General features: G+C 39.3%; 20 protein-coding genes. 4 read left to right on the top strand and 16 right to left on the bottom strand.

What is annotated here, in order from left to right:
• Positions 1-5 precede the first annotated feature (5 nt).
• The 3 genes from FHK89_RS03960 to FHK89_RS03970 form a co-directional block, all read right to left on the bottom strand.
• Positions 6-572 (bottom strand): IS630 family transposase, encoded by a 567-nt coding sequence (locus FHK89_RS03960; protein ID WP_230655621.1) that lies wholly within the window; start codon positions 570-572, stop codon positions 6-8.
• Positions 520-849, bottom strand: a complete 330-nt coding sequence (locus FHK89_RS03965) for an IS630 transposase-related protein (RefSeq protein ID WP_230655620.1) — start codon at positions 847-849, stop codon at positions 520-522. Before FHK89_RS03965 ends, FHK89_RS03960 begins: the two co-directional genes overlap by 53 nt.
• A gap of 136 nt (positions 850-985) precedes the next feature.
• A complete protein-coding gene (locus tag FHK89_RS03970; RefSeq protein ID WP_230657027.1) occupies positions 986-1801 on the bottom strand; it encodes a crotonase/enoyl-CoA hydratase family protein in 816 nt (271 codons plus the stop codon).
• Between the two features lie 228 nt (positions 1802-2029).
• Here FHK89_RS03970 and rlmF point away from each other — a divergent pair, with 228 nt between their 5' ends.
• The 3 genes from rlmF to FHK89_RS03985 all read left to right on the top strand — a co-directional run bounded on the left by rlmF (position 2030) and on the right by FHK89_RS03985 (position 4186).
• On the top strand, positions 2030-2986 hold the full coding sequence (rlmF, locus tag FHK89_RS03975; RefSeq protein ID WP_329958685.1) for a 23S rRNA (adenine(1618)-N(6))-methyltransferase RlmF: 957 nt from the start codon (positions 2030-2032) through the stop codon (positions 2984-2986).
• 181 nt (positions 2987-3167) lie between these two features.
• Entirely contained in the window at positions 3168-3863 is a 696-nt protein-coding gene (locus FHK89_RS03980) for a LysE family translocator (protein WP_230657029.1), read from the top strand.
• A 134-nt stretch (positions 3864-3997) separates the two neighbouring features.
• A complete protein-coding gene (locus tag FHK89_RS03985; RefSeq protein ID WP_230657031.1) occupies positions 3998-4186 on the top strand; it encodes a YqaE/Pmp3 family membrane protein in 189 nt (62 codons plus the stop codon).
• 236 nt (positions 4187-4422) lie between these two features.
• On the opposite strand, the gene thrC is transcribed toward FHK89_RS03985, so the two are convergent.
• The 5 genes from thrC to fmt are packed head-to-tail and all read right to left on the bottom strand — an operon-like array spanning position 4423 to position 9239.
• Positions 4423-5838 (bottom strand): threonine synthase, encoded by a 1416-nt coding sequence (gene thrC / locus FHK89_RS03990; RefSeq protein ID WP_230657033.1) that lies wholly within the window; start codon positions 5836-5838, stop codon positions 4423-4425.
• A gap of 26 nt (positions 5839-5864) precedes the next feature.
• Positions 5865-6281, bottom strand: coding sequence for a PIN domain-containing protein (locus tag FHK89_RS03995; RefSeq protein WP_230657035.1), 417 nt, complete (start codon positions 6279-6281; stop codon positions 5865-5867).
• Between the two features lies 1 nt (position 6282).
• On the bottom strand, positions 6283-6558 hold the full coding sequence (locus FHK89_RS04000; protein ID WP_230657038.1) for a hypothetical protein: 276 nt from the start codon (positions 6556-6558) through the stop codon (positions 6283-6285).
• Positions 6559-6583: 25 nt separating this feature from the next.
• Positions 6584-8140, bottom strand: a complete 1557-nt coding sequence (locus FHK89_RS04005) for a transcription antitermination factor NusB (RefSeq protein WP_230657116.1) — start codon at positions 8138-8140, stop codon at positions 6584-6586.
• A 1-nt stretch (position 8141) separates the two neighbouring features.
• On the bottom strand, positions 8142-9239 hold the full coding sequence (fmt, locus tag FHK89_RS04010) for a methionyl-tRNA formyltransferase (protein ID WP_230657039.1): 1098 nt from the start codon (positions 9237-9239) through the stop codon (positions 8142-8144).
• Positions 9240-9822: 583 nt separating this feature from the next.
• Between fmt and FHK89_RS04015 the strand changes: the two genes are divergently transcribed.
• Positions 9823-12669, top strand: a complete 2847-nt coding sequence (locus FHK89_RS04015; protein WP_230657041.1) for a response regulator — start codon at positions 9823-9825, stop codon at positions 12667-12669.
• A gap of 249 nt (positions 12670-12918) precedes the next feature.
• Here FHK89_RS04015 and FHK89_RS04020 read toward each other — a convergent pair whose 3' ends face one another.
• From FHK89_RS04020 to rpmH, 8 genes are all read right to left on the bottom strand, one after another.
• Positions 12919-13581, bottom strand: a complete 663-nt coding sequence (locus tag FHK89_RS04020; RefSeq protein WP_230657043.1) for a riboflavin synthase — start codon at positions 13579-13581, stop codon at positions 12919-12921.
• 454 nt (positions 13582-14035) lie between these two features.
• Positions 14036-15112, bottom strand: a complete 1077-nt coding sequence (gene ribD / locus FHK89_RS04025; RefSeq protein ID WP_230657045.1) for a bifunctional diaminohydroxyphosphoribosylaminopyrimidine deaminase/5-amino-6-(5-phosphoribosylamino)uracil reductase RibD — start codon at positions 15110-15112, stop codon at positions 14036-14038.
• Positions 15113-15231: 119 nt separating this feature from the next.
• The gene (gene nrdR / locus FHK89_RS04030) at positions 15232-15702 is read right to left on the bottom strand and encodes a transcriptional regulator NrdR (protein ID WP_230657047.1); all 471 of its coding nucleotides are present in this window, start codon (positions 15700-15702) and stop codon (positions 15232-15234) included.
• Between the two features lie 193 nt (positions 15703-15895).
• On the bottom strand, positions 15896-17302 hold the full coding sequence (gene mnmE / locus FHK89_RS04035) for a tRNA uridine-5-carboxymethylaminomethyl(34) synthesis GTPase MnmE (protein ID WP_230657049.1): 1407 nt from the start codon (positions 17300-17302) through the stop codon (positions 15896-15898).
• 194 nt (positions 17303-17496) lie between these two features.
• A complete protein-coding gene (gene yidC, locus FHK89_RS04040) occupies positions 17497-19200 on the bottom strand; it encodes a membrane protein insertase YidC (protein ID WP_230657051.1) in 1704 nt (567 codons plus the stop codon).
• 248 nt (positions 19201-19448) lie between these two features.
• Positions 19449-19787: a membrane protein insertion efficiency factor YidD gene (yidD, locus tag FHK89_RS04045; protein ID WP_230657053.1), complete on the bottom strand. Its 339-nt coding sequence runs from the start codon at positions 19785-19787 to the stop codon at positions 19449-19451.
• Positions 19788-19928: 141 nt separating this feature from the next.
• Entirely contained in the window at positions 19929-20306 is a 378-nt protein-coding gene (gene rnpA / locus FHK89_RS04050; protein WP_230657055.1) for a ribonuclease P protein component, read from the bottom strand.
• A gap of 110 nt (positions 20307-20416) precedes the next feature.
• Positions 20417-20551, bottom strand: coding sequence for a 50S ribosomal protein L34 (gene rpmH, locus FHK89_RS04055; RefSeq protein WP_007394757.1), 135 nt, complete (start codon positions 20549-20551; stop codon positions 20417-20419).
• Positions 20552-20699 lie beyond the last annotated feature (148 nt).

Below are 20699 nucleotides of genomic sequence, written 5' to 3' on the forward strand. Positions count from 1 at the left end.
TATAGTCAATTCAAAACAAAAGAGTTATAGTAAGGACAAATATCATAAAATAATTTAGATAAATCGTTTTCTAACCAACCTTTACGTAAAGATTTCACGTTTCCCCACTTCTTTTCAATAGGATTTAAATCAGGACTATAAGGAGGTAGGAACAACACACGATGACCATGTCTATTAAAAAGACGTGTTACTTTCTTATGGAAGCTGGCATTATCCATGACAATGACGCATTTAGTATTAAGCCTCGGAATTAAGGTGTTCTTACACCAACTACGAAATACTTTTGAGTTAATGTTTTGTTTAAAGTAATCAATAGCAAACAAGGTTTTATTATAGAGTGCACCTATAACATTTGTTCTGCTACGAGCTTGCCAATTATAACTATCAATACAAGGTTTGCCGATAGCGCTATAGCCAAAAGGACGTATGACTTCCTGCTCAAAACCGCTCTCATCCATATATACTATGGGAAATCCTTGCTTTTGATAAAAAGCTAGCTTAGCTTGATACTCTGCTCTTTTAATCAGACAAGCTTTTGGATGGCTTAAGGTCTTTTTTTTGAGTGATACCAAGGCGTTTTAGTGCGACACAGATACCTGAAGTGCTACATCCTAAACGTCTTGCACGTTCATAATGATAGCTGTCTGGATGGTTCTCTACATCTTTAAGTAAAGCGTCATTAGCAATTTTAGTCGGTTCGATATTGCGTGTTTTCTTGCTATATAACCGTTTTTTCCATTTCTGGATGGTGGTTGGACTGATATCATATTCTTGAACAGCTTCTTTAAAGGTCATTCCCTTTTCTAAGCTTTTTAATACTTGTTTGCGAAATTCTAAAGAGTATGTCATTGGTTTCCTAATTTTTGGTTCTTTGAATGACTTTATAACATTTTTAGTATGAATTGACTATATGTGAAGGAGAACACTATTGAAAATACTAGCCAAATCTCAATATAGTTAATATCAATAATTTTAATAATATTATTTACCGCCCCATAAACGTCGCCTCACGTTTCTCAATCATCGCCATCACCCCTTCTTTGGCATCTTCTGAATGGAACAATGCAGGTAGATAACCATGCAGTTCTGCAAATGCCTGTTTATTGCCCTCTACCCTTGCCGTTTGTGCCGATGTTAATAACGACTTCACTGCCAGTGGTGCAGACTGAGCAATCTCTTGTGCCATTGCAAGTCCACGCTCATATTGTGTACCTTTTGCCACCACCTCACTAACCAGATTGAGCCTATCTGCTGTTGTCGCATCAAATGGCTTACCTGTCAGTAAATACGGCATTGCCTTTTGCCAGCCCGATGCCTGCACAAAACGTACTGTTGCCCCACCAAACGGCATGATACCACGTTGTACCTCCATCTGGGCAAAGTTGCAATCCTCACTGGCGATGACCACATCACTATTTAGCATCAGCTCAATCCCTGCGGTAAAGCATGTACCCTGCACTGCTACCACCACAGGCTTAGTGCGACGTTTACCACTAACACCCCACGGGTCAATTTGCGTCTCATCAAAGGCAAAAATGCCCTTATCTAATTTATCCTGCAACTCCATCAAATCCAGCCCTGCGGTGAAATGCTCACCATGTGCAAATATCAACGCACAGCGTAGCGCATCGTTATTTTCATATTCAGTCAAAGCAGTAGATAGCTGACTAATCATATGGCTATCAAAGGCATTGCGTTTGTCAGCACGGTTTAGCCCAATGAGGCAGACATGACCTTGCACTTCCACGCTTAAGCGAGTGTAGTCAGTTTCAGAGTGTGAGTTAGGGTTCAAAGTTGTCATCATAGTTATCCTTAATAAGAATAGTTTTTATTTAATTATCTCTACCTTCAATATAAATGCCATAACTTGCTAACGCAAGCGCATAACACAGCCTTGAACGGCAATAAGGTGACGCATCAGCCACAATATTCCCCTTACCATGTATTAGCCCTAGTTAAACTAAATAGTAATTTTTATAAATACTCTTATATATATCAATTTTTATAAATGGTTTGCTACAATACCCGCATGAATATATCCAAAAAAAAATCAGCTTCTTCCCTACACCCTCGCAATCCGCATCAGGGTCGCTATGACTTTGAGGCATTAACGCGTGCCTTACCCAAGTTGGCACAATACAGCATCAAAAACCCAAATGGTAAGCCGACCATTGACTTTAATGATGCACAAGCGGTGATTACCCTAAACCAAGCCTTATTAGCACATCATTACGGCATCAAGTTTTGGGATTTACCCCAAGGCTTTTTATGTCCCCCCATTCCCAGTCGTGCCGATTATATTCATCATATTGCTGATTTGCTAAATAGCAGTGATGACAGCACTGACTACTCTACTACCATAGCTGATAAAGGCGTTCATGCCCTTGATATTGGCACAGGGGCAAGTTGTATTTATCCAATTATTGGCGTACAAGCATACAGTTGGCGATTTACCGCCAGTGACATAGACCCCATCTCAGTCAATACCGCCAAGCTGATTTGCCAAAGTAATGCACCACTAAAAAACAAAATCAGCATCAAACAGCAAACCAACCCTCAGCATATCTTTTATGGCATCATTGGCAAGCACGACTATTTTGATATCACCATTTGTAATCCACCGTTTCATGCATCTTTAGAGCAAGCACAATCTGCCAATCAACGCAAACGCAATAACCTTAAAAGACACCGTCAACAACGCTCAAAACCTCTGCATAATAAAGAAAATAGCACTGACTTAAATTTTGGTGGGCAAAAAGCCGAGCTATGGTGCGAAGGTGGTGAATTGGGCTTTATCAGTCAGATGATTAGCGAGAGTGTGGATTTTTCTCATCAGGTAGGCTGGTTTACCACATTGGTATCGAAATCAGAAAATATTGCTCCGCTCAAAAAACATCTCGCTCAAAGCCAAGCCAAACGTGTCGAAGTGATTGCGATGCAACATGGGCAAAAGAAAACCCGCATTTTGGCATGGCGATTTAACTAAACCTTATATTTTTACGAAACCATGTGCTGTTAACAAAATCATGATATTTTAATAAATCCCCTGCATTTTAATGAGATGATGGTATGAAAATCAGTTGCCCGCCAATAGCAGCAATGCTAATCTAAACTACTCTTTTAATTTAGGTTATATTTTTTTCACTCTTATTAACGTGGATTATGTCATGGATTTTTGGCAAGGATTTTTAGTCATTACCAGTGTGCATCTGCTTGCTGCTGCTTCACCTGGACCTGATTTTGTACTGGTTTCACAGCAGACGCTCACCAAAGGGCGACGCATTGGCTTATGGACAAGCTTTGGTATCACCCTCGGTTTAGGGGTGCATGTCATTTATTCGGTATTGGGTTTAGCTGCCGTTATTGCACATTCACAACCTTTATTGACCGCCATTAAGTATTTAGGTGGGGCTTATCTCATGTATCTGGGTTGGCAAGGGATACGCTCACAACCAAAGCAAATAGAAGATATTAAAATAGAAACCACACCTACCGAGCTTGTAGGCTCAGCAGAACCGCTAAAAGATACCTCACAAAACCATCAATCAAGTCATCATTCAAGCCAAAGTATCATGACTTATATCCGTCGAGGCTTTTTGTGCAATGTGTTTAACCCCAAAGCACCGATTTATTTTGTGGCTATTTTTACCTTGGTTTTATCACCTGACATGCCCACATGGCAATTGGCTGTCTATGGGGTATGGATGATGGTGCTACAAATGGCATGGTTTAGTACAGTGGTGATGATGCTGTCTATTCCTGCGATTAATCGACGCTTTCAAAAGTCGGCACACTGGGTCGATAGAGTTTTGGGTGGGGCAATGATGGCATTAGGGCTTAATTTAATCTTACGTAAAGTTTAATATATTAGGCTTATTAGTGGTAACTAGTTATTATCTATAGGCATTGCAAAATAACCTTGATACTGTAAAAATAAGATATCAAAGCTTAGAATAAAATGACTAATCAATTATTTTTTTAAAATAAGGATAGAAATATGCGTCTCATCATAGCCATACTGTTACCATTTTTATTGTTCTTTACTATTGGCAGACCCATTGCAGGCATTATTTGTTTAATATTACAAGTAACCCTCATTGGTTGGTTACCTGCTGCTATTTGGGCGGTCTATGCTTTAAGCCAATACAAAACTGACCAAAAAATTGCCAGAGCTGGACTTAGATAACCCTTAAATAGATTGTTTCACATGAAACAATCTACTATAGTCAGCGCAGTTATAAACTGATACATGGCAGGTGGGTGTAGATAGTTCGGTTGTATAGCAAACAAGCCTAACACCGTAACAGTTATCCAGTTCGTTGACTGATATCTGCAAAAAACCATAAAAAAAGCCAATATCCATGATAGATATTGGCTTTTATTTTGTGAATCCAAGTAGAAGTAAAAAAACTGACTACTTTATTAACTGGGCTGAACCACCTTACGAATTTCATCAGCAACCAATTCTGCATTATTATCTAATACCAATACATGCTGCTCTAAATCTTCTAGTCCTTCGGTGTGGGCTGGACGCTCAATGTCGATTTCACCCACTGCTTCAACGATGGTATCAGCAAACTTCACTGGCAATGCGGTTTCAGCACAGACAATCACCTCACCGTCTTTTTGTAACTCTTTGGCGACTTTTACCCCATCGGCTGTATGTGGGTCAATTAAATCATTATAAGTGCTATACAAATCTTTGATGGTTGCCAAACGGTCAGCATGGGTTGACTTACCTGAGGCAAAGCCATAACGGCTATTTACCAATTCTTGTACATCGGATAAATCAAAACCCGTTCCCGATTTCACTCCATCAAATAACTGATGCACGCGAGCGGTATTTTTATCAAGCAATAAATAGATAAAACGCTCAAAGTTAGAGGCTTTAGAAATATCCATAGAGGGGCTAGAGGTGACATAGGTTTTATCAGCAGGGCGTGGGTTGTATGCCCCTTGATTAAAGAAGTCGTTAAGTACGTCATTTTCATTAGTGGCAACGATTAAGCGCTCAATCGGCAAGCCCATCTCACGGGCAATATGCCCTGCACAGATATTACCAAAGTTACCTGATGGCACACAAAAACTCACTTTTTCATCATTGCTGTTAGTTACTGCAAAATAAGCTTTAAAGTAATAAACAATCTGTGCCAAGATGCGACCCCAGTTAATTGAATTGACTGTACCTAAGCTATATTTGGCTTTAAAATCTGCATCTTGTTGCAAGGCTTTGACAATATCTTGGCAATCATCAAACATGCCTTTAATGGCGATATTATGAATGTTGGCATCATCAAGGCTATACATCTGCGCTCGCTGAAACGCACTCATTTTGCCATGTGGTGAGAGCATAAATACTTCGATATTATCTTTACCACGCAGCGCATATTCAGCAGCACTGCCTGTATCGCCACTGGTCGCCCCAATGATGGTTAAACGCTCGCCTTTTTGTTTTAGCACATATTCAAAGGCATTGCCCAAAAACTGCATCGCCACATCTTTAAATGCCAATGTCGGACCATTGGATAACCCTAAAATATACAAATTATCCTCAAGTTTGCGTACTGGAGTAATGTCCTCACTACCAAAAACTTTGGTCGTATAAGTACGATTAATAATATCAGCTAAATCAGCCTCATCAATGTCAGTAGCAAACAGTCGCATGATGGCTAAGGCAAGCTGTGGGTAGCTAAGATTACGCCACTCATTTAACGTCGCATTATCTATCTGTGGATAGCTTTCTGGGAGCATTAAGCCACCATCAGGGGCAAGCCCCATCAGTAGCACATCGCTAAAATCCATCGGTTCAGTTTGACCACGGGTACTGATATATTTCATTTAGATTTCCTAGTTTTGTTTAAGATTTATAGAGTAGTATTGAGTAACTGGAATAATTCAGAATTTGATGCTTTTTTATCAAAGGTTAGGGTAATATCATATTGATTATTTTGAGCGACACAACCAATAAGCAAATCTGATAAATCATAAGTATTGCCTTTAGCCAACTGCAAACAACGTTGTATGCTTGTTTGATATTCAATTTCCAAAATGCTTAAATTTAATATATTAGTAATAGCTTCAATCACCTCATCTCGTGAAAAATCATAGCAAGACAACAACACCCACATTAGCTCTAATATGACCAATGAAGATACAAAAAGTGTATTTTTTTGCTCATAGCAGCTCTGCATCAACTCATAGACGCACTGACTTTGTTTTGGGTTATCATCAACCAATAACCTAACCAATACATTGGTATCAATCGCTTTTTTTATCAACATATTATGACCAATTCTCACGTAAATGATGTGCAATAGCATCATTCATCTGCTCAACACTGACTGTTTTTTTATCCCGCCGAGCAAATTTACCAAAAATAGCATCCAACTCATTATTTTTGGATGCTATTTTGGATGTTTGCATTGTTTTGGTGGCGGTTGCTTTAGGAGCTAACTGTGGACGCAATACCGACTGAATGTATTCACTGATATTATTCTCGCCTACCTCTTTGACCAAATCTTGATAAAAGTCTTCATCAAATTCTAAAGTCACTTGCATGGTAATTTCCCCTTATTTGTTTTTATCAGCTTTCAGTCATCACTTTTTGCAATAACGCAAAATAAAACCCATCACCGCTATTCTCCACTAAAGGTAAGCCCAATGACAGACACTGTCGACCAATGTCTTGTTTAATGCCCCAATTACAGCCTACATCATCAAATTCTATCACTTGTGTGTCCGTATGGCGACTGATAAAGGCTTGCATCTGCTCGACATTTTCTGCCTTTAATATCGAGCAGGTAACATACAGCAAATAGCCACCTTCATTTAACTGCCCCCATAGATTATCCAAAATCTGCGCTTGTAGTGCCACTGTTTGGGTGATGTCTGCTTCAGTACGCAATAGGGCAATGTCGGGATGACGACGTATCACGCCTGTGGCGGTACAAGGGGCGTCCAACAAGATAGCGTCAAAGCCTACGTTGGTTTTAGTTTTAGTGTTGGTTTCAGTATTCTTTTTACTATCGCTATCTATATTGCTATTTGCCTGCCATGTGGTGGCATCAGCACACAATATCTCTAACCCCAACTCACGCGTAGAGATAGTGGTAGGCAGTTGCAGTCTTTCTAAATTCTCAAAAATACGGCTATTACGCTTTGGCTCATTGTCTATAGCGGTAATGCTGATGGATACTTTATCATCAGTTTGTTTCACGTGAAACTTTGGTGCAAATTTAGATTCGATAAGCTCTAGCCAATGTGCCAGTTTACCACCAGGGGCAGCACAGGCATCAAGTAAGTTTAATGACTGCTTATTTGCTGTTGAGCCTAAACTTGCCTGCAACACGCTATGTAATATTGGTGCGGCAAGTTGGGCATGTGCATCTTGCACACTAACCATACCCTCAGCAAAGTTAGGCAGTTGCCAAATAGGTGTTGGGCTTTGTAGCAATATGGGGTTAACTGTCATGCGAATATTGCTACTCGGCAATGTCATACTGGTGGTTAAGTTTAGCAGTTGGGCAGTGAGTTCTGCTTCTGCCAATAGTTGCAAATACTGCTCATTGTTGGCTTGAGTGTGATTGACCCGCAAAAATATTGGAGCAGGTTGACGTAAACTTTGAGTCAACTCATCATAATATTCTGCCCAATCTTGCTTAAGCTGTTTGGCTAACCAGTTAGGCAGGCTGTGATTTTTATCACATTTTTTGCGAAATTTACTGGGGTTTTTGCTCACTTTTCGCAAGATGGCATTCACTAAGCCAGTGGCTCGAGCTAAGTCGATTTTTTTCACTGCCTCAACGGTTTCATGAATGGCAGCATGGTCAGCCACTTGCAAATATAACAATTGGGTAATACCTACTTGAATACTGGTGCGTACCGCCAACTCTTCAATAGGATTATCAGCAAGGCTATCCAGCAGACGTGCCGTAGCAAACCAATGCCGTAGTGTGGTAAGTAGCAAGGCATGAGCAAAGCCTTTATCCTCACCTTGTAAGCCATTTAATAAAGGGTCAAGCAAACCTGTTAACGACTGCCCTGCTTGGATAGCGAGCAGAGTTTCGATGACTTTAACACGTACATTGCTTTGGGCTTTGCTTTGACTAATATTGTTTTGGCTCACTTTACTTTGGCTCATCTTAATTTGCCCCACCTTTGCCATCTTTGCCACCGTTGTTAGCAGTGCCATCAACTAATCCATCTGCTAAACTTTCACTAACATTGTCACCAAAACGATCACCATCATTAAGCTGATTACCATGACAAATTTGCTCAGCAGTCACTGGCTTACTGCCTGCAAATTGTAGCTTGGTCAAACGTAACGTGGTTGCTTTATCATCATTGCTATTATTTTTTCCACAGGCAACCAAAATGGCATTTTTGCCGACACTAATTACTGTGCCTGCGGGCTGGTCGGTCATTTGTGAGTCATTAACAGGCATACTGGCTAAGACTTTAACCCGATTACCATTTAAAAAAGTATAAGTACTGGGATAAGGATGCATACCGCGAATTTGTCGTTCGATGATTTTGGCAGGTTGCGTCCAGTCAATCGCCCCTTCGGCTTTGCTTAGTTTTTCGGCATAATTGGCAAGGCTATCATCTTGCTTTTGTGCTTGAGCTTGATAATGTGGCAAGTCTTGCAATACAGTGATGATGGCATCAGCCCCTAAATTAGCTAAGCTGTCATGCAGACTTGCAGTAGTATCAGTATCATTAATGGGGCAATCTACTTTATACAGCATGTCACCCGTATCCAAGCCTTTATCCATCTGCATAATAGTGATGCCTGTCTTATCATCACCTGCCAATAAAGCACGATGAATCGGTGCAGCCCCTCGCCAGCGAGGTAATAATGAGGCATGAATATTTAAACAACCATGTGTAGGTGTATTTAAGACACCAATGGGTAATATCAAGCCATACGCTGCCACCACCATAATATCAGGTTGATAGTTGGCTAAAGTTTCACGTGAAACAATACCTTGCTCAGTGGATTTTTTAAAGGTCTCTGGTTGTTCAACTGCCATGTTATGAGCTAAGGCAACTTCTTTAACAGGCGATGCGGTGAGCTTTTGCCCGCGCCCTGCTTTGCGGTCAGGCTGAGTATAGACGGCAACAATCTCAATGTTTAATTCGTCTTGTTTGTCAATCAAGGCTTGTAGGCTTGTGGCAGCAAACTCTGGAGTACCTGCAAAGATAAGGCGTTGTTTGTTATTTTGATTAGAATTTTGCATTAAATTTGGCTCTGTTTTTATACAAATAGGACTTACGCAAAAGTATGTATGATATTTGACTTAATAAAGCAGCTGGGTATTATTTACAAAGCCTCTGGAACTACGTATAGCCAGCCCACTTGATAAAAAATAATGATTACCAGACCCTAGAACAATGCGTAAATCCTAAAAGAATAATGACTATTAAATGAAGCTGCCATTATAGCGTATGTCACACTTGAAATGGCAAAATGGGTGCTTCTGTCACAAAGCACTATAAGAACATATTGCTTGTCATCTATAAGAAACTTCATCTCTATAGTCAATCTAATAATTTCACCACAAGGCAACCGAGTGAAGATAATACAAGTAGTACATCGAGTGAGGTTAACACCGTGGTGGATTTATATTGGGCAGACTATATCTATAAAATAGATACTATTTAAAAAAATATTATAGCCTTGAAGTCATAACTGAAATACAATTTATATAACTATAAAAATAATGCTAAAAATTTTTAATCAGCACCATACTTGCTGATTTATACTTAGACATTTAAAGCCCTAAAATTTAAAGATTATACTTAAGTTATTTTGAATAGATTATGAAAAAGCATTCTTATCAATCATTATTTTTGTTAACCATAATTCTGTTAAGCTTTGTGGTATTAAGTTATTATTTTATATGGGATGCTGCCAGACAAGTCAGTGTATTTAGAGCCACACAGTTTTATTATAATATGCAACATGAATTATTAGCACATGTTACTAATAGAAAAAAGTCTTTTGAGCAAGTGCTGACAGACCATACACATAATGAAATCAGTTATCAAGTGATGATCATTACGCCTTCAGCACAAACGTTTATTCATCAGTTCCGCCGCGAAGATCAACCAAACATTCCATTTTTTTCTTTACCTTACTGGCAAACCAGTAATCCAAACGACTCCGCCATTACCTTAGACGCTGACTATTTACTTGGCTATACCTCTTTAGGTAACAATCATCAGCTCTATGTCCAGATATACTACCCACCTTATATATTGTATTGGAGACCTTTATATTGGTTACCCATCTTATTGGCTCTGATTTTTTTCTTTATTGCATTTTATTATACACAGCAGCGCAAAAAAATCTGGCAAGAGGTGATTAATTACACCGCTTTGCAGCCCATATCAGCAGATGATGAATTCACCCCATTAAAATTACAGTCTATTGGGGCTGGACTAGAGTTTATGCAGCTTAGCAATGCATTAAATCGGATTAACTATAAATACCATGAAATGTTACAGAATAACCAGCAACTGACTGAACGTTTAAAACGGTTGGTGGATCAAGCCCCCATTCCAATGTTGCTCATTAGAAAAGATTGTCAAATCAAATTTTTTAATTATCGTTTTGAACAAGTATTTATGACAGCTTACCAAGAGGGCGTCACTTATCATTTAACCGATTTTGTCACAGGCGCAGACAAATCAACCCATCAAATTCTTACCAAACTTGATGATCTGCCCATAACACGCATCTTATTAGTCAGCAGTCTAGAAGACAATCATGACTACCAACTTTACTTAAATCCATGGTTTAACGACAATGGTGAAGTACAGGGATTTGCAGCCTTTTTAAATGATGTCAGCACTTTTACCCATGATATCAATGCATCCATGCTTATACAGCAGCAACAACAAGATCGACTTACAGAACTTGACTCATTATTATCTGAGGTGGCTCACGAGCTAAGAACTCCTCTTAGCGGTATCATTGGAATGCTCAGTCTGATTTCTACCGAAGATCTGTCACCAGAACAACAATCCTCATTTGTGTTATTAAATCAAGCCTGCGAAGCCATGATGAGTATGTTAAATAATATGCTTGATATTGCCAAAGTCGAGGCTGGGCGCATGCAAATGGAGATCACTCACACCGATGTTTTCTCCTTATGTCAGCAAGTGATTGATTTGATGCTTGCCAAAGCCAAACAAAATCATATTGAACTGTTTTTCCATATTGATCCTCATTGCCCTCGCTACTTATCCACCGATGCAGGCAAACTACGCCAATCGTTACTCAATCTTGTAAGCAACGCCATTAAATTTACCCAGTCAGGTCATGTAGCTTTGGTCGTTAATTATCTAAGCCTTGATGATAAAAAATTACAGACAATGAAGGCAGATGGTGTCAGCTATTACCCTCGTGAAAATACCACTCACTGGCTTTGTTTTTCTATAGAAGATACAGGCATTGGCATCAGTGATGAAGAAAAACAAAGTCTGTTCTCTTATTTTAATCAGGCAAATGACACAATTAGCCGCAAATTTGGTGGTACAGGACTAGGGCTTGCCTTTTCTTATAATTATGCTCAACTACTTGGTGGCTTTATCCATGTAGACAGTGAAATTAATGTTGGTAGCACTTTTAGTCTATGTCTGCCCTGTTGCCATGAAGACTATCAACCACTATACCCCTATTATGCCAATTTTTCTAAACTGTGTTTAGTAGCATTTGTTGGTCATCAATTCTATGCCAACGTGTTACAGACTTTGGCAGACTACTTAAATATTACAGCTATAATCAAGACCACTGTGGATAAAAACATTATTGATGAAACGACATTGCTATTCCCAGCAGGTCTTAAACCGATACTATTAGTAGAATATGAATTATATACCCAAAAAAATAACCAGCATATTTTAGATGATTTACTAAAATTATCATCTGATTATAATGCCGCAAAAATTTTATTAAGCGCCAAACCTGAACGTGGCATCAGCCCTTCTATTAGAGAGCAATATGATAGCTTTTTGACAGAGCCATTATATGCAAGCTTTTTAGTAGCAGAGCTAAACCGATTAAGTGAGATGACTATCACTCACCCAAATAACTTTATTCCATTATTCAAACATATTGACCATAGCCATACGCATAAAAATGACGCTGATAGCGAGCAAAGCAGTATAGTCTCTACAAATAATGGGCACACTCAAAGCGACCTAACTCTTAGTGATATAGAAACTACAAAAACGGATATCCAGCTTTCCACAGCCAATAATACAACAAAGACAGATCCAAAGCTTAGCCTGCCTGAGAAAGAAACTTCCTTTATTCTTGTGGTAGAAGATAATATTATCAATCAAAAAGTGGCATGCAAGCTACTTGAAAAACTAGGTTACCAATGTATGGTTGCAGGTGATGGTCAACAGGCACTACAAACATTATCAGCACATCGTGATCAAATTGATCTGATATTAATGGATTGTCGTATGCCTTATATGGATGGGTTAGAGGCAACACGGCAGATTAGAAAGCAACAAGATGACATTCCCATCATTGCCCTAACTGCCAATGATACAGACGAAGACCGCCTAGCATGTAAGCAAGCAGGAATGAATGAGTTTTTATCCAAACCGCTTAAAAAGAATCTACTAGAAAAAATGCTAAATCAATTTTTATAAGACCTAAGTGATGTTTGATGTTCTCCTAAAAGTACGCCCTACTCTCATCTGTCTTTATAGTCTGCCTACTATAAATCCACCACGGTGTTAACCTCGCTAGATGTACTACTTGTACTATCTGCACTCGGTTGCCTTGTGGTGAAATTATATTAGATTGACTATATAAGTAGCAATCAATCAAGGTAGGCGCGTACTTAGATATGAGCGATTAATATGGATCACAACATACAATACAAAGAATGAAGTCGCCTAACGCATAAAACCATTTTCTGCCAAAAATGCCTCTGTAATACCAGTAGAGCTAGGGATGGTATCAGCTTGTCCTTGTAATAAACGCTCCAGATATCTTGCGACCACATCCACCTCAATATTTACTAAACTGCCAACACGCCAATGACGCTCAATATTGGTTATTTTTGCGGTATGTGGAATGATATTTAAGCAAATGATATTGTCTTTAACTAAGTTTGTGGTCAAACTGATGCCATCTGCGGTCACTGAGCCTTTGGTAGCGGTATAGCGTTTCAAATCTTCAGGCAGCTCAATCTCAATATATATCGAGCGAGCATCTTTTTTTATCTGTACGATACGCCCCACACCATCCACATGACCTGAAACAATATGTCCACCAAAGCGGGTGGTGGGTAGCATGGCTTTTTCCAAATTTACCGTATCACCAATCGACCAGTTTTGCATTGCTGTGCGTGCCAAAGTTTCACGTGACACATCAACAGCATAGCTTTTTTCTCCCAAATCCACGACTGTCAAGCAGATACCATTCGCAGCAATTGAATCACCGAGTTGGACATCACTAAAATCCAAGCTATCTGACTCAATAACCAACCTGACATCACCCGCCACTGTATCCATACGCTTAATGCAACCCAAACTCTCTATAATACCTGTAAACATAATTGACCTAATCTATTAAAATAATAAAACACATTTTAGCAAACCCAAACTCCTATTATCTTGACGTACTCTACCTAAAAAGTGAATAACAACTTGTGGATAACTTTTGTATCTTTGCAGAAATCACCTAATTTTTACTATATTTTATATACTTATCCACAGCCTATCCCTTTAAAATCTCCTTTTTAAGAACAATCACAGTTTCACGTGAAACTCTTATTTCTCAAGCTATAGACCACTAATAACAACTAAAAAAAGTTCCATGTGAAACAAATTTATCCACAGTTCCATGTGAAACACAAAAAAACTGTTCTCTATTACAGATAATTTTTGTCATTGTGGATAAATCATCTCACCATCGTAATAATCACATACAATAAGAAGCTAGAATCATGCTAAATGGTGATACCAAAATAAACCCAGCGGTAACTATAATTTTTGACCTCACAAAAAATTAACCTTTGGTCAATATCACCTTCATATCTTTACCAATTTGACATGAAGTATGGTAGTGAAATAATCGCTGCTCACACAGCTTATCAATAGACAGTGTCAGCATCGGCTTACCAGTATGTCCTAAGATACAAGGTGCTTGATATAAGATAATTTCATCAACCAAATTGGCAGCAATAAAACTACCTGCAACTTGTGAACCTGACTCTATCAGCACATCATAGATCTGATGCTCTACCACAAGCGAGCGTAATAAAGTCTCTAAATCAGATTGGGTATATAATAAGGTGTGTGGATAGCTAAGGACTTTATAATCTTTATTGATTAAACGCTGACGACGATCCAATACCACCACTTTTGGCTGTGGTATGTCTTCAATATCTATACCTAAGGTATGTGAGCGCACATTTAAACTTGGATCATCATCAATAATGGTCTGACTACCCGTGATAATCGCGCCACTACGCGCACGAATATGCTGTACATCTTCTCGAGCTGCTGTGCCAGTGATCCACTTTGACTCACCAGATGCCATCGCTGTCCGCCCATCAAGGCTCGATGCTATTTTAAGACGCACATAAGGCATCTGCGTACGCATTGCCTGCAAAAATCCTTTATTTAATGCTTGGGCTGCGGCTGTTTGTACGCCTACCGCCACCTCAATCCCTGCTTGCTGTAATAGCTGAATGCCCTTGCCAGCTACCTTAGGATTAGGATCAAGTCCTGCCACCACCACGCGCCTAATACCAGCCTCAATTAAGGCTTTGGCACATGGTGGTGTTCTACCAGTATGGCTACACGGCTCTAAAGTCACATAAGCAGTTGCGCCACTTGCGTGAACACCTGCTTGTCTGAGTGCATAAACTTCAGCATGAGGCATGCCTGCTTTGGGATGAAATCCTGTTCCCACCATCATGTCATCTTTGACCAACACACAACCCACTGCAGGATTAGGACGTGTGCTATACAGTCCTTTTTTTGCACATTCTATTGCCAACTGCATAAAATAATGGTCTTGTGGCTCGATGCGAAAATTGGATGTGTTTGAGGTAGTAACAGCCAGTGCAGAGTCATTCATAAATATTACTTTCAGTTAGGACAGGTGAGGTAGGCAAAATCAACTGGTAAGATAGCTGTGTTATAAATTCAAGTTGTGTTGTATTGAATTTATTGTATTAAAGAGATTATTTGCCGTGATTATTGACTTTGTTGGTTATCCTTAGTACGAATATTAACCAACTCTTGATGAAAGGCTTCAATATCCTGAAAATCACGATAAACACTGGCAAAACGCACATACGCCACATCATCTAACGCTTTTAACTCACTCATCACCACCTCCCCCAAAGCTTTGCTACTAATCTCACGCTCACCAAGCTGGCGTAAGCGTTTTTCTATACGACTGAGCATCGCTTCTTGTTCATCTAAAGTGATGGGACGTTTTTGTAGTGGCAGTTGAATAGAGCGACGCAGTTTTTCATTATCATAAGGCTCTATTTTACCGCTGGATTTGATGATTCTAGGCATCACCACCTCCACAACTTCAAAGGTAGTAAAACGCTCCTGACAGCTATTACATTGTCGCCGCCGTCGCACCTGTGCACCCTCTGCCGCCAGACGAGAATCAATGACTTTGGTGTCACTTTCATTACAATATGGACAGTGCATGCAGAACCTGTGTTATATGAGAATTGGTAAAAAACTTGTCATACTTATTATGTAAATCCAAGTCATTTTATTTATACATTTCATACTACGAATAAATATAACAGTTTTGCTAAAGCGGCTCTATAAATAAATACGAATTTTTGGCAGAAATCATGCTGTTGTAGTAAACAATAAAATACGCTGCCTATTTATTTTATTTACCAATACAAAAACTGCCAAAAATACGTCCCAGTAAATCATCAGCATAAAACTCACCCGTAATCTCTCCTAAACTATGCTGAGCCAATCTTAAGCTCTCCGCCACCAGTTCGCCTGCCTGATACTCTATCAGTTGCACCCAAGCATCAGCTAAGTGCTGCTGAGTACGTTTCAATGCATCTATATGACGAGTACGAGCAATTAAGCTATTCTCTGGTGGATGAAAACCCACCTTCTCACACAGTAGCGAGACTAACGTATCAAATCCCTGCTTTGTTGCACAGGAAACATTGACTTGATCAAAGCCCTGCACAGTTTGCTGATCGACAATGCTAGACTGTGCTGGGGTCAGTAGATCTCTTTTATTACCAATTAATAGCAGTCGTTTGGCATCTGGTGTGACTTTAAATAGTTCAGTGGCTAAGCGAATTGGATCAGGATCTTGACTCAAGTCATACACCAATAACAACAAGTCCGCTTGGGCAATGGCACTATGGGCGCGGTCAATACCAATGAGCTCTACTGCATCGTCTGTTTCACGTAGCCCTGCCGTATCGGTCAAATGAATACTTAAACCATTTAATACGATACTCTCTTGCACAGTATCTCGTGTCGTCCCTGCTACTTCGGTGACAATAGCACGCTCCTGCCCTGCCAGACAATTCAGTAAACTTGATTTTCCTGCATTGGGACGTCCTGCCAACACCACATGTACCCCATCACGTAGCAACTGCCCTTGTTGCGCTGTGGCTAATATCGTCGCAACCTGAGCTTGTATCTGCTCAAGTTTACTTTGAATCACGCCATCGGATAAAAAATCAACATCATCTTCATCAGGAAAATCTATCGACGCCTCAACGTATAACCGTAGCTGTATCAGTGCTTCTAATAGCCCATTGATACGTAAAGAAAACTCACCTGTTAATGAGCGCATGGCACTATTGGCAGCTGCAACACTGGTGGCATCAATGGCATCAGCAATCGCTTCAGCTTGCAGCAAATCCAATTTATCATTATCAAAAGCACGATATGAAAATTCACCTGCCTGCGCCTGCTTTGCCCCCAACTCAAACACCCGAGCCAATAGTTGATTTTGTAAAATGACACCACCATGTCCTTGCAGCTCAATCACATCTTCACCTGTAAATGAATGTGGCGCTTTAAAATACAACACCACACCTTCGTCCAGCACTGTGCCATCTGCTGCCAAAAAACGACAAAACGTTGCTTGCCGTGCAACAAATGTTGTTTTTGCTGTCAATTGACAGGCAATATCTAAGGCTTTGCTACCTGAAATACGAATAATACCCACTCCACCTCTACCAATGGGTGTGGCAATGGCAGCAATCGTAGCAGGGGCAATCACAGTATCTACAGAGTCTGATGTAATGGAATTTAGCATAAATGATTGAGAACCACACTGGGGTTATTTTATAGGTTATTTATTATAGACAATATACACAGTTATCTAAAGCAGCAGCCATCTATATATTCACTTGATAAAAAATAGACCAATCGCTCAACAACAAAAAAACCACCGCATTCAGCGATGGTCTTTTATTCTTAGACTCTAACAGCAAAGACAACTAAAGCAAATTAATCAACAACTTTGACTGTTTTTTTCTTTTGCTCTTTTTCTACTTTCTTATTCACAATATATTGCTGTGTCATGGTAAATAAGTTATTTACCGTCCAATACAATACCAAACCTGCTGGGAAGAAAAGCATAAACACAGTAAAGATAATTGGCAAAAACTTCATCACTTTTGCTTGCATCGGATCAGTAGGCTGTGGGTTAAACATTTGCTGTGCAAACATAGTTACCCCCATAAATATGGGTAAGATAAAGTAAGGATCCATGGCAGATAAATCATGTATCCACAATATCCATGGCGCATGGCGCAGCTCTACACTTTCAACCAGTACCCAATATAATGCTAAGAAAATTGGCATCTGTAACAAGATAGGTAAACAGCCCGCCATGGGATTCACCTTCTCTTCTTTATACAACGCCATCATCTCTTGCGACATTTTCATGCGATCGTCGCCATACTCTTCTTTGAGTGCTTGCAAACGGGGAGCTAATGCACGCATTTTTGCCATTGAATAGTAGCTTTTATTAGAAAACCACATCAAGGCAATTTTTACCAAAATGGTCAATACAATAATCGACCAACCCCAGTTACCAATGACTTTATGGATACCTTCCAACAGGGCAAATAGCACCTTAGAAATGGGCCAAAGTAGACCATAATCTACCGTTTTATTTAGTCCCACCGCCACACTTTTTAAATCAGCCTGTACTTTAGGGCCTGCATATAAAGTGGCGCTCAGTGTATTTTGCTGATTCGGTGCAACAACTAAAGGCTCACTATTAAAACCAATAAAATAATCATTGCCCACTTCTTCACTAAAAAATGTGGCAGTAAAGTTATTTGGTGTCCATGCAGAAACAAAATAATGTTGCACAATCCCTACCCAGCCATCTTTACTGACTGCGGTTAAATCACCATCATTAAAATCAGCGAACTTAAGCTTATTGTAAGGATCTTTTGGCGTACCCCATGCACCACCCAAATAAGTCGCCATACTCAGCGCGCCTTTATCTGCCATACCAGGGTCTTTACTACCATCTCGTTTTAGTAGCGCAAACATATGTCCTTGCCAAGGCTTAGCAGAGGTATTTTTAATGGTATAGCTGACATCAATAGGATACTTACCCTGAGTAAAGGTAAAGGTCTTAGTAATTTCTACACCATCTTTTTTATAGGTCAAAGGAACAGTCAGTGTCTCTTGCCCAGCTGCCATCGTATAACTATCAGCATAATGCTCATACTGCGCCCGTCCTGCATTGGTATCGATACCATCTTGTCCATTTAAACCAGACTGAGCAACATAAACACGATTGGGGTTATCTTCTAATAAGACAAACGGTTTATCACTATTTAAAGTAGCATCGTACTGTCTTAAAGATGCTTGAACAATATCGCCGCCATTGGGATCAATCTTAATATCATAGTAATCAGTCGTGACATTAATCAGCCCAGTTTCAGAAGTATTTGGCGACTGGGTGTTCGTATTCACCTCTGTACCTGTTGGAGTTGCTATTTTTGAAGGCAAGTTACCAACCTCTGACCCCCCACCAACAGCCGAAGGAATATTCGAGCCCACCACTGCCGTTGATTGGTTAGTTGCTTGGCTCACAGGTGCATTGGCATAATCCTTTTGCCAAGCCAAAACCAGCAGATAAGCGGTGATTAACATCGCAATGATAATCATCACTCGAAGTATCTTTTGCATAAAACTGTCCTAAATAAATACGAACGTCAACCTAAGTGCAGCAGACGTCAAAATATAATCTATCGAATTTGATTTAAATATAGAGACAGTAAATAGTGTCCAGCCATATACAATACCATCTTGTTGCCAGCATTTACTCACCATTTAAACTGTGCCAATATCTTTAAATCAAAGCATATCAATAAAATAAAATGATGAGTATTTTACTAAATATAGCCACTAAATGATACCAACACATAAAATACCCCCTAAAGTAACTTTAACTGTTGATTTAAATGGTATACATAACTAAACCTATCTACATAAACACCTTGAGCAAATGTTAATTGCTGATATTTAGGTTGCGGCAAATAATGATAGTAATAACGGTATAAAGGTAGTGGTACAAAATCAATGCCAGAACCACCCCAAGGGTGACAGCGAGCTATACGTGCACTGATTAATAGCGCACCACGCCACGCACCATGCCAACGTAGTGCAATATGTCCATATTGTGAGCAAGTAGGGTAATAACGACACAATGCAGGTAATAAAGGGCTAATTAATTTTTGATAAATATAAATAATAACCAATAAAAACTGGGTCATTAATTTATTGCTCAACTGGCGTAAATTAAAAGAAGGCATCATTAATATGTTATGAAGTAAAAGACTAAGACAATAAGATTTACCCAAGACAATAAAGCAATAATTCCCAATCACTGACAAGCGATAAAATTAGTTCAATGTCTATGATACTACTGTCTGCTTTTGTGCTTGTTTTTGCAGTATTTTTGCAAAAATAGCATCCACTTGAGCAGTGATTTGTTGATTACTTAATTCTGTGGTTGGCTTTTTTAAGATAAATACCATATCGGCTGCTAACAGTTGTGGTGCATAATGTCGAAATCGTTCTTTGATCAAGCGTTTGACTAGATTGCGAGACACAGCCGTTTTTAATTTTTTTTTGGTAATGGCTAATCCCAAACGTGGATACTCACTGTCAGTATTACTAACAAATGCCATGATATGGGGTTGGTGCACTTTATAGCAAACATTATCAAAAACATGCTTGTAATGAGCAGAAGTTAATAAACGATGAGTTTTTGGATAAGTATAATTGGTCATGTAATCTCACAAAATCAAAATATCGCTTAAGTATAATTTTTAGCCATAAAAAAAGCATCTACTTAGAGATGCTTTTTATCACTGATATACTTGTATGTCATTTAGTTGTACTAAACGGTCAAACGATGACGACCTTTTGCACGGCGACGAGCCAAAACTTGACGGCCTTTTTTTGTTGCCATACGTGCACGAAAACCGTGAGTACGCTTGCGCTTGATAACGCTGGGTTGGAAAGTGCGTTTCATAAATCACCTGTATCTATAAAGATAAAATTTGTAATAACGGACTATTTTGCCTGACTTAAATGTCAATGTCAATAATAAGACTCTTATCTAAACTTGTAGTCACTGTTACTAAAGTATTACTAACATCTACTCATTCGTATTTCTGTGA

This window comes from Psychrobacter sp. I-STPA10, assembly GCF_021012795.1.
Lineage (GTDB): Bacteria > Pseudomonadota > Gammaproteobacteria > Pseudomonadales > Moraxellaceae > Psychrobacter.

Coding starts and splice junctions, on each gene's coding strand:
- rpmH (WP_007394757.1), bottom strand. CDS start 20,551: ATGAAACGCACTTTCCAACCCAGCGTTATCAAGCGCAAGCGTACTCAC.
- yidC (WP_230657051.1), bottom strand. CDS start 19,200: ATGCAAAAGATACTTCGAGTGATGATTATCATTGCGATGTTAATCACC.
- ribD (WP_230657045.1), bottom strand. CDS start 15,112: ATGAATGACTCTGCACTGGCTGTTACTACCTCAAACACATCCAATTTT.
- FHK89_RS04015 (WP_230657041.1), top strand. CDS start 9,823: ATGAAAAAGCATTCTTATCAATCATTATTTTTGTTAACCATAATTCTG.
- nrdR (WP_230657047.1), bottom strand. CDS start 15,702: ATGCACTGTCCATATTGTAATGAAAGTGACACCAAAGTCATTGATTCT.
- FHK89_RS03985 (WP_230657031.1), top strand. CDS start 3,998: ATGCGTCTCATCATAGCCATACTGTTACCATTTTTATTGTTCTTTACT.
- FHK89_RS04005 (WP_230657116.1), bottom strand. CDS start 8,140: ATGAGCCAAAGTAAAGTGAGCCAAAACAATATTAGTCAAAGCAAAGCC.
- mnmE (WP_230657049.1), bottom strand. CDS start 17,302: ATGCTAAATTCCATTACATCAGACTCTGTAGATACTGTGATTGCCCCT.
- FHK89_RS03965 (WP_230655620.1), bottom strand. CDS start 849: ATGACATACTCTTTAGAATTTCGCAAACAAGTATTAAAAAGCTTAGAA.
- rnpA (WP_230657055.1), bottom strand. CDS start 20,306: ATGACCAATTATACTTATCCAAAAACTCATCGTTTATTAACTTCTGCT.
- yidD (WP_230657053.1), bottom strand. CDS start 19,787: ATGACCCAGTTTTTATTGGTTATTATTTATATTTATCAAAAATTAATT.
- FHK89_RS03995 (WP_230657035.1), bottom strand. CDS start 6,281: ATGTTGATAAAAAAAGCGATTGATACCAATGTATTGGTTAGGTTATTG.
- FHK89_RS03970 (WP_230657027.1), bottom strand. CDS start 1,801: ATGACAACTTTGAACCCTAACTCACACTCTGAAACTGACTACACTCGC.
- FHK89_RS03980 (WP_230657029.1), top strand. CDS start 3,168: ATGGATTTTTGGCAAGGATTTTTAGTCATTACCAGTGTGCATCTGCTT.
- FHK89_RS04000 (WP_230657038.1), bottom strand. CDS start 6,558: ATGCAAGTGACTTTAGAATTTGATGAAGACTTTTATCAAGATTTGGTC.
- FHK89_RS04020 (WP_230657043.1), bottom strand. CDS start 13,581: ATGTTTACAGGTATTATAGAGAGTTTGGGTTGCATTAAGCGTATGGAT.
- thrC (WP_230657033.1), bottom strand. CDS start 5,838: ATGAAATATATCAGTACCCGTGGTCAAACTGAACCGATGGATTTTAGC.
- rlmF (WP_329958685.1), top strand. CDS start 2,030: ATGAATATATCCAAAAAAAAATCAGCTTCTTCCCTACACCCTCGCAAT.
- fmt (WP_230657039.1), bottom strand. CDS start 9,239: ATGCAAAATTCTAATCAAAATAACAAACAACGCCTTATCTTTGCAGGT.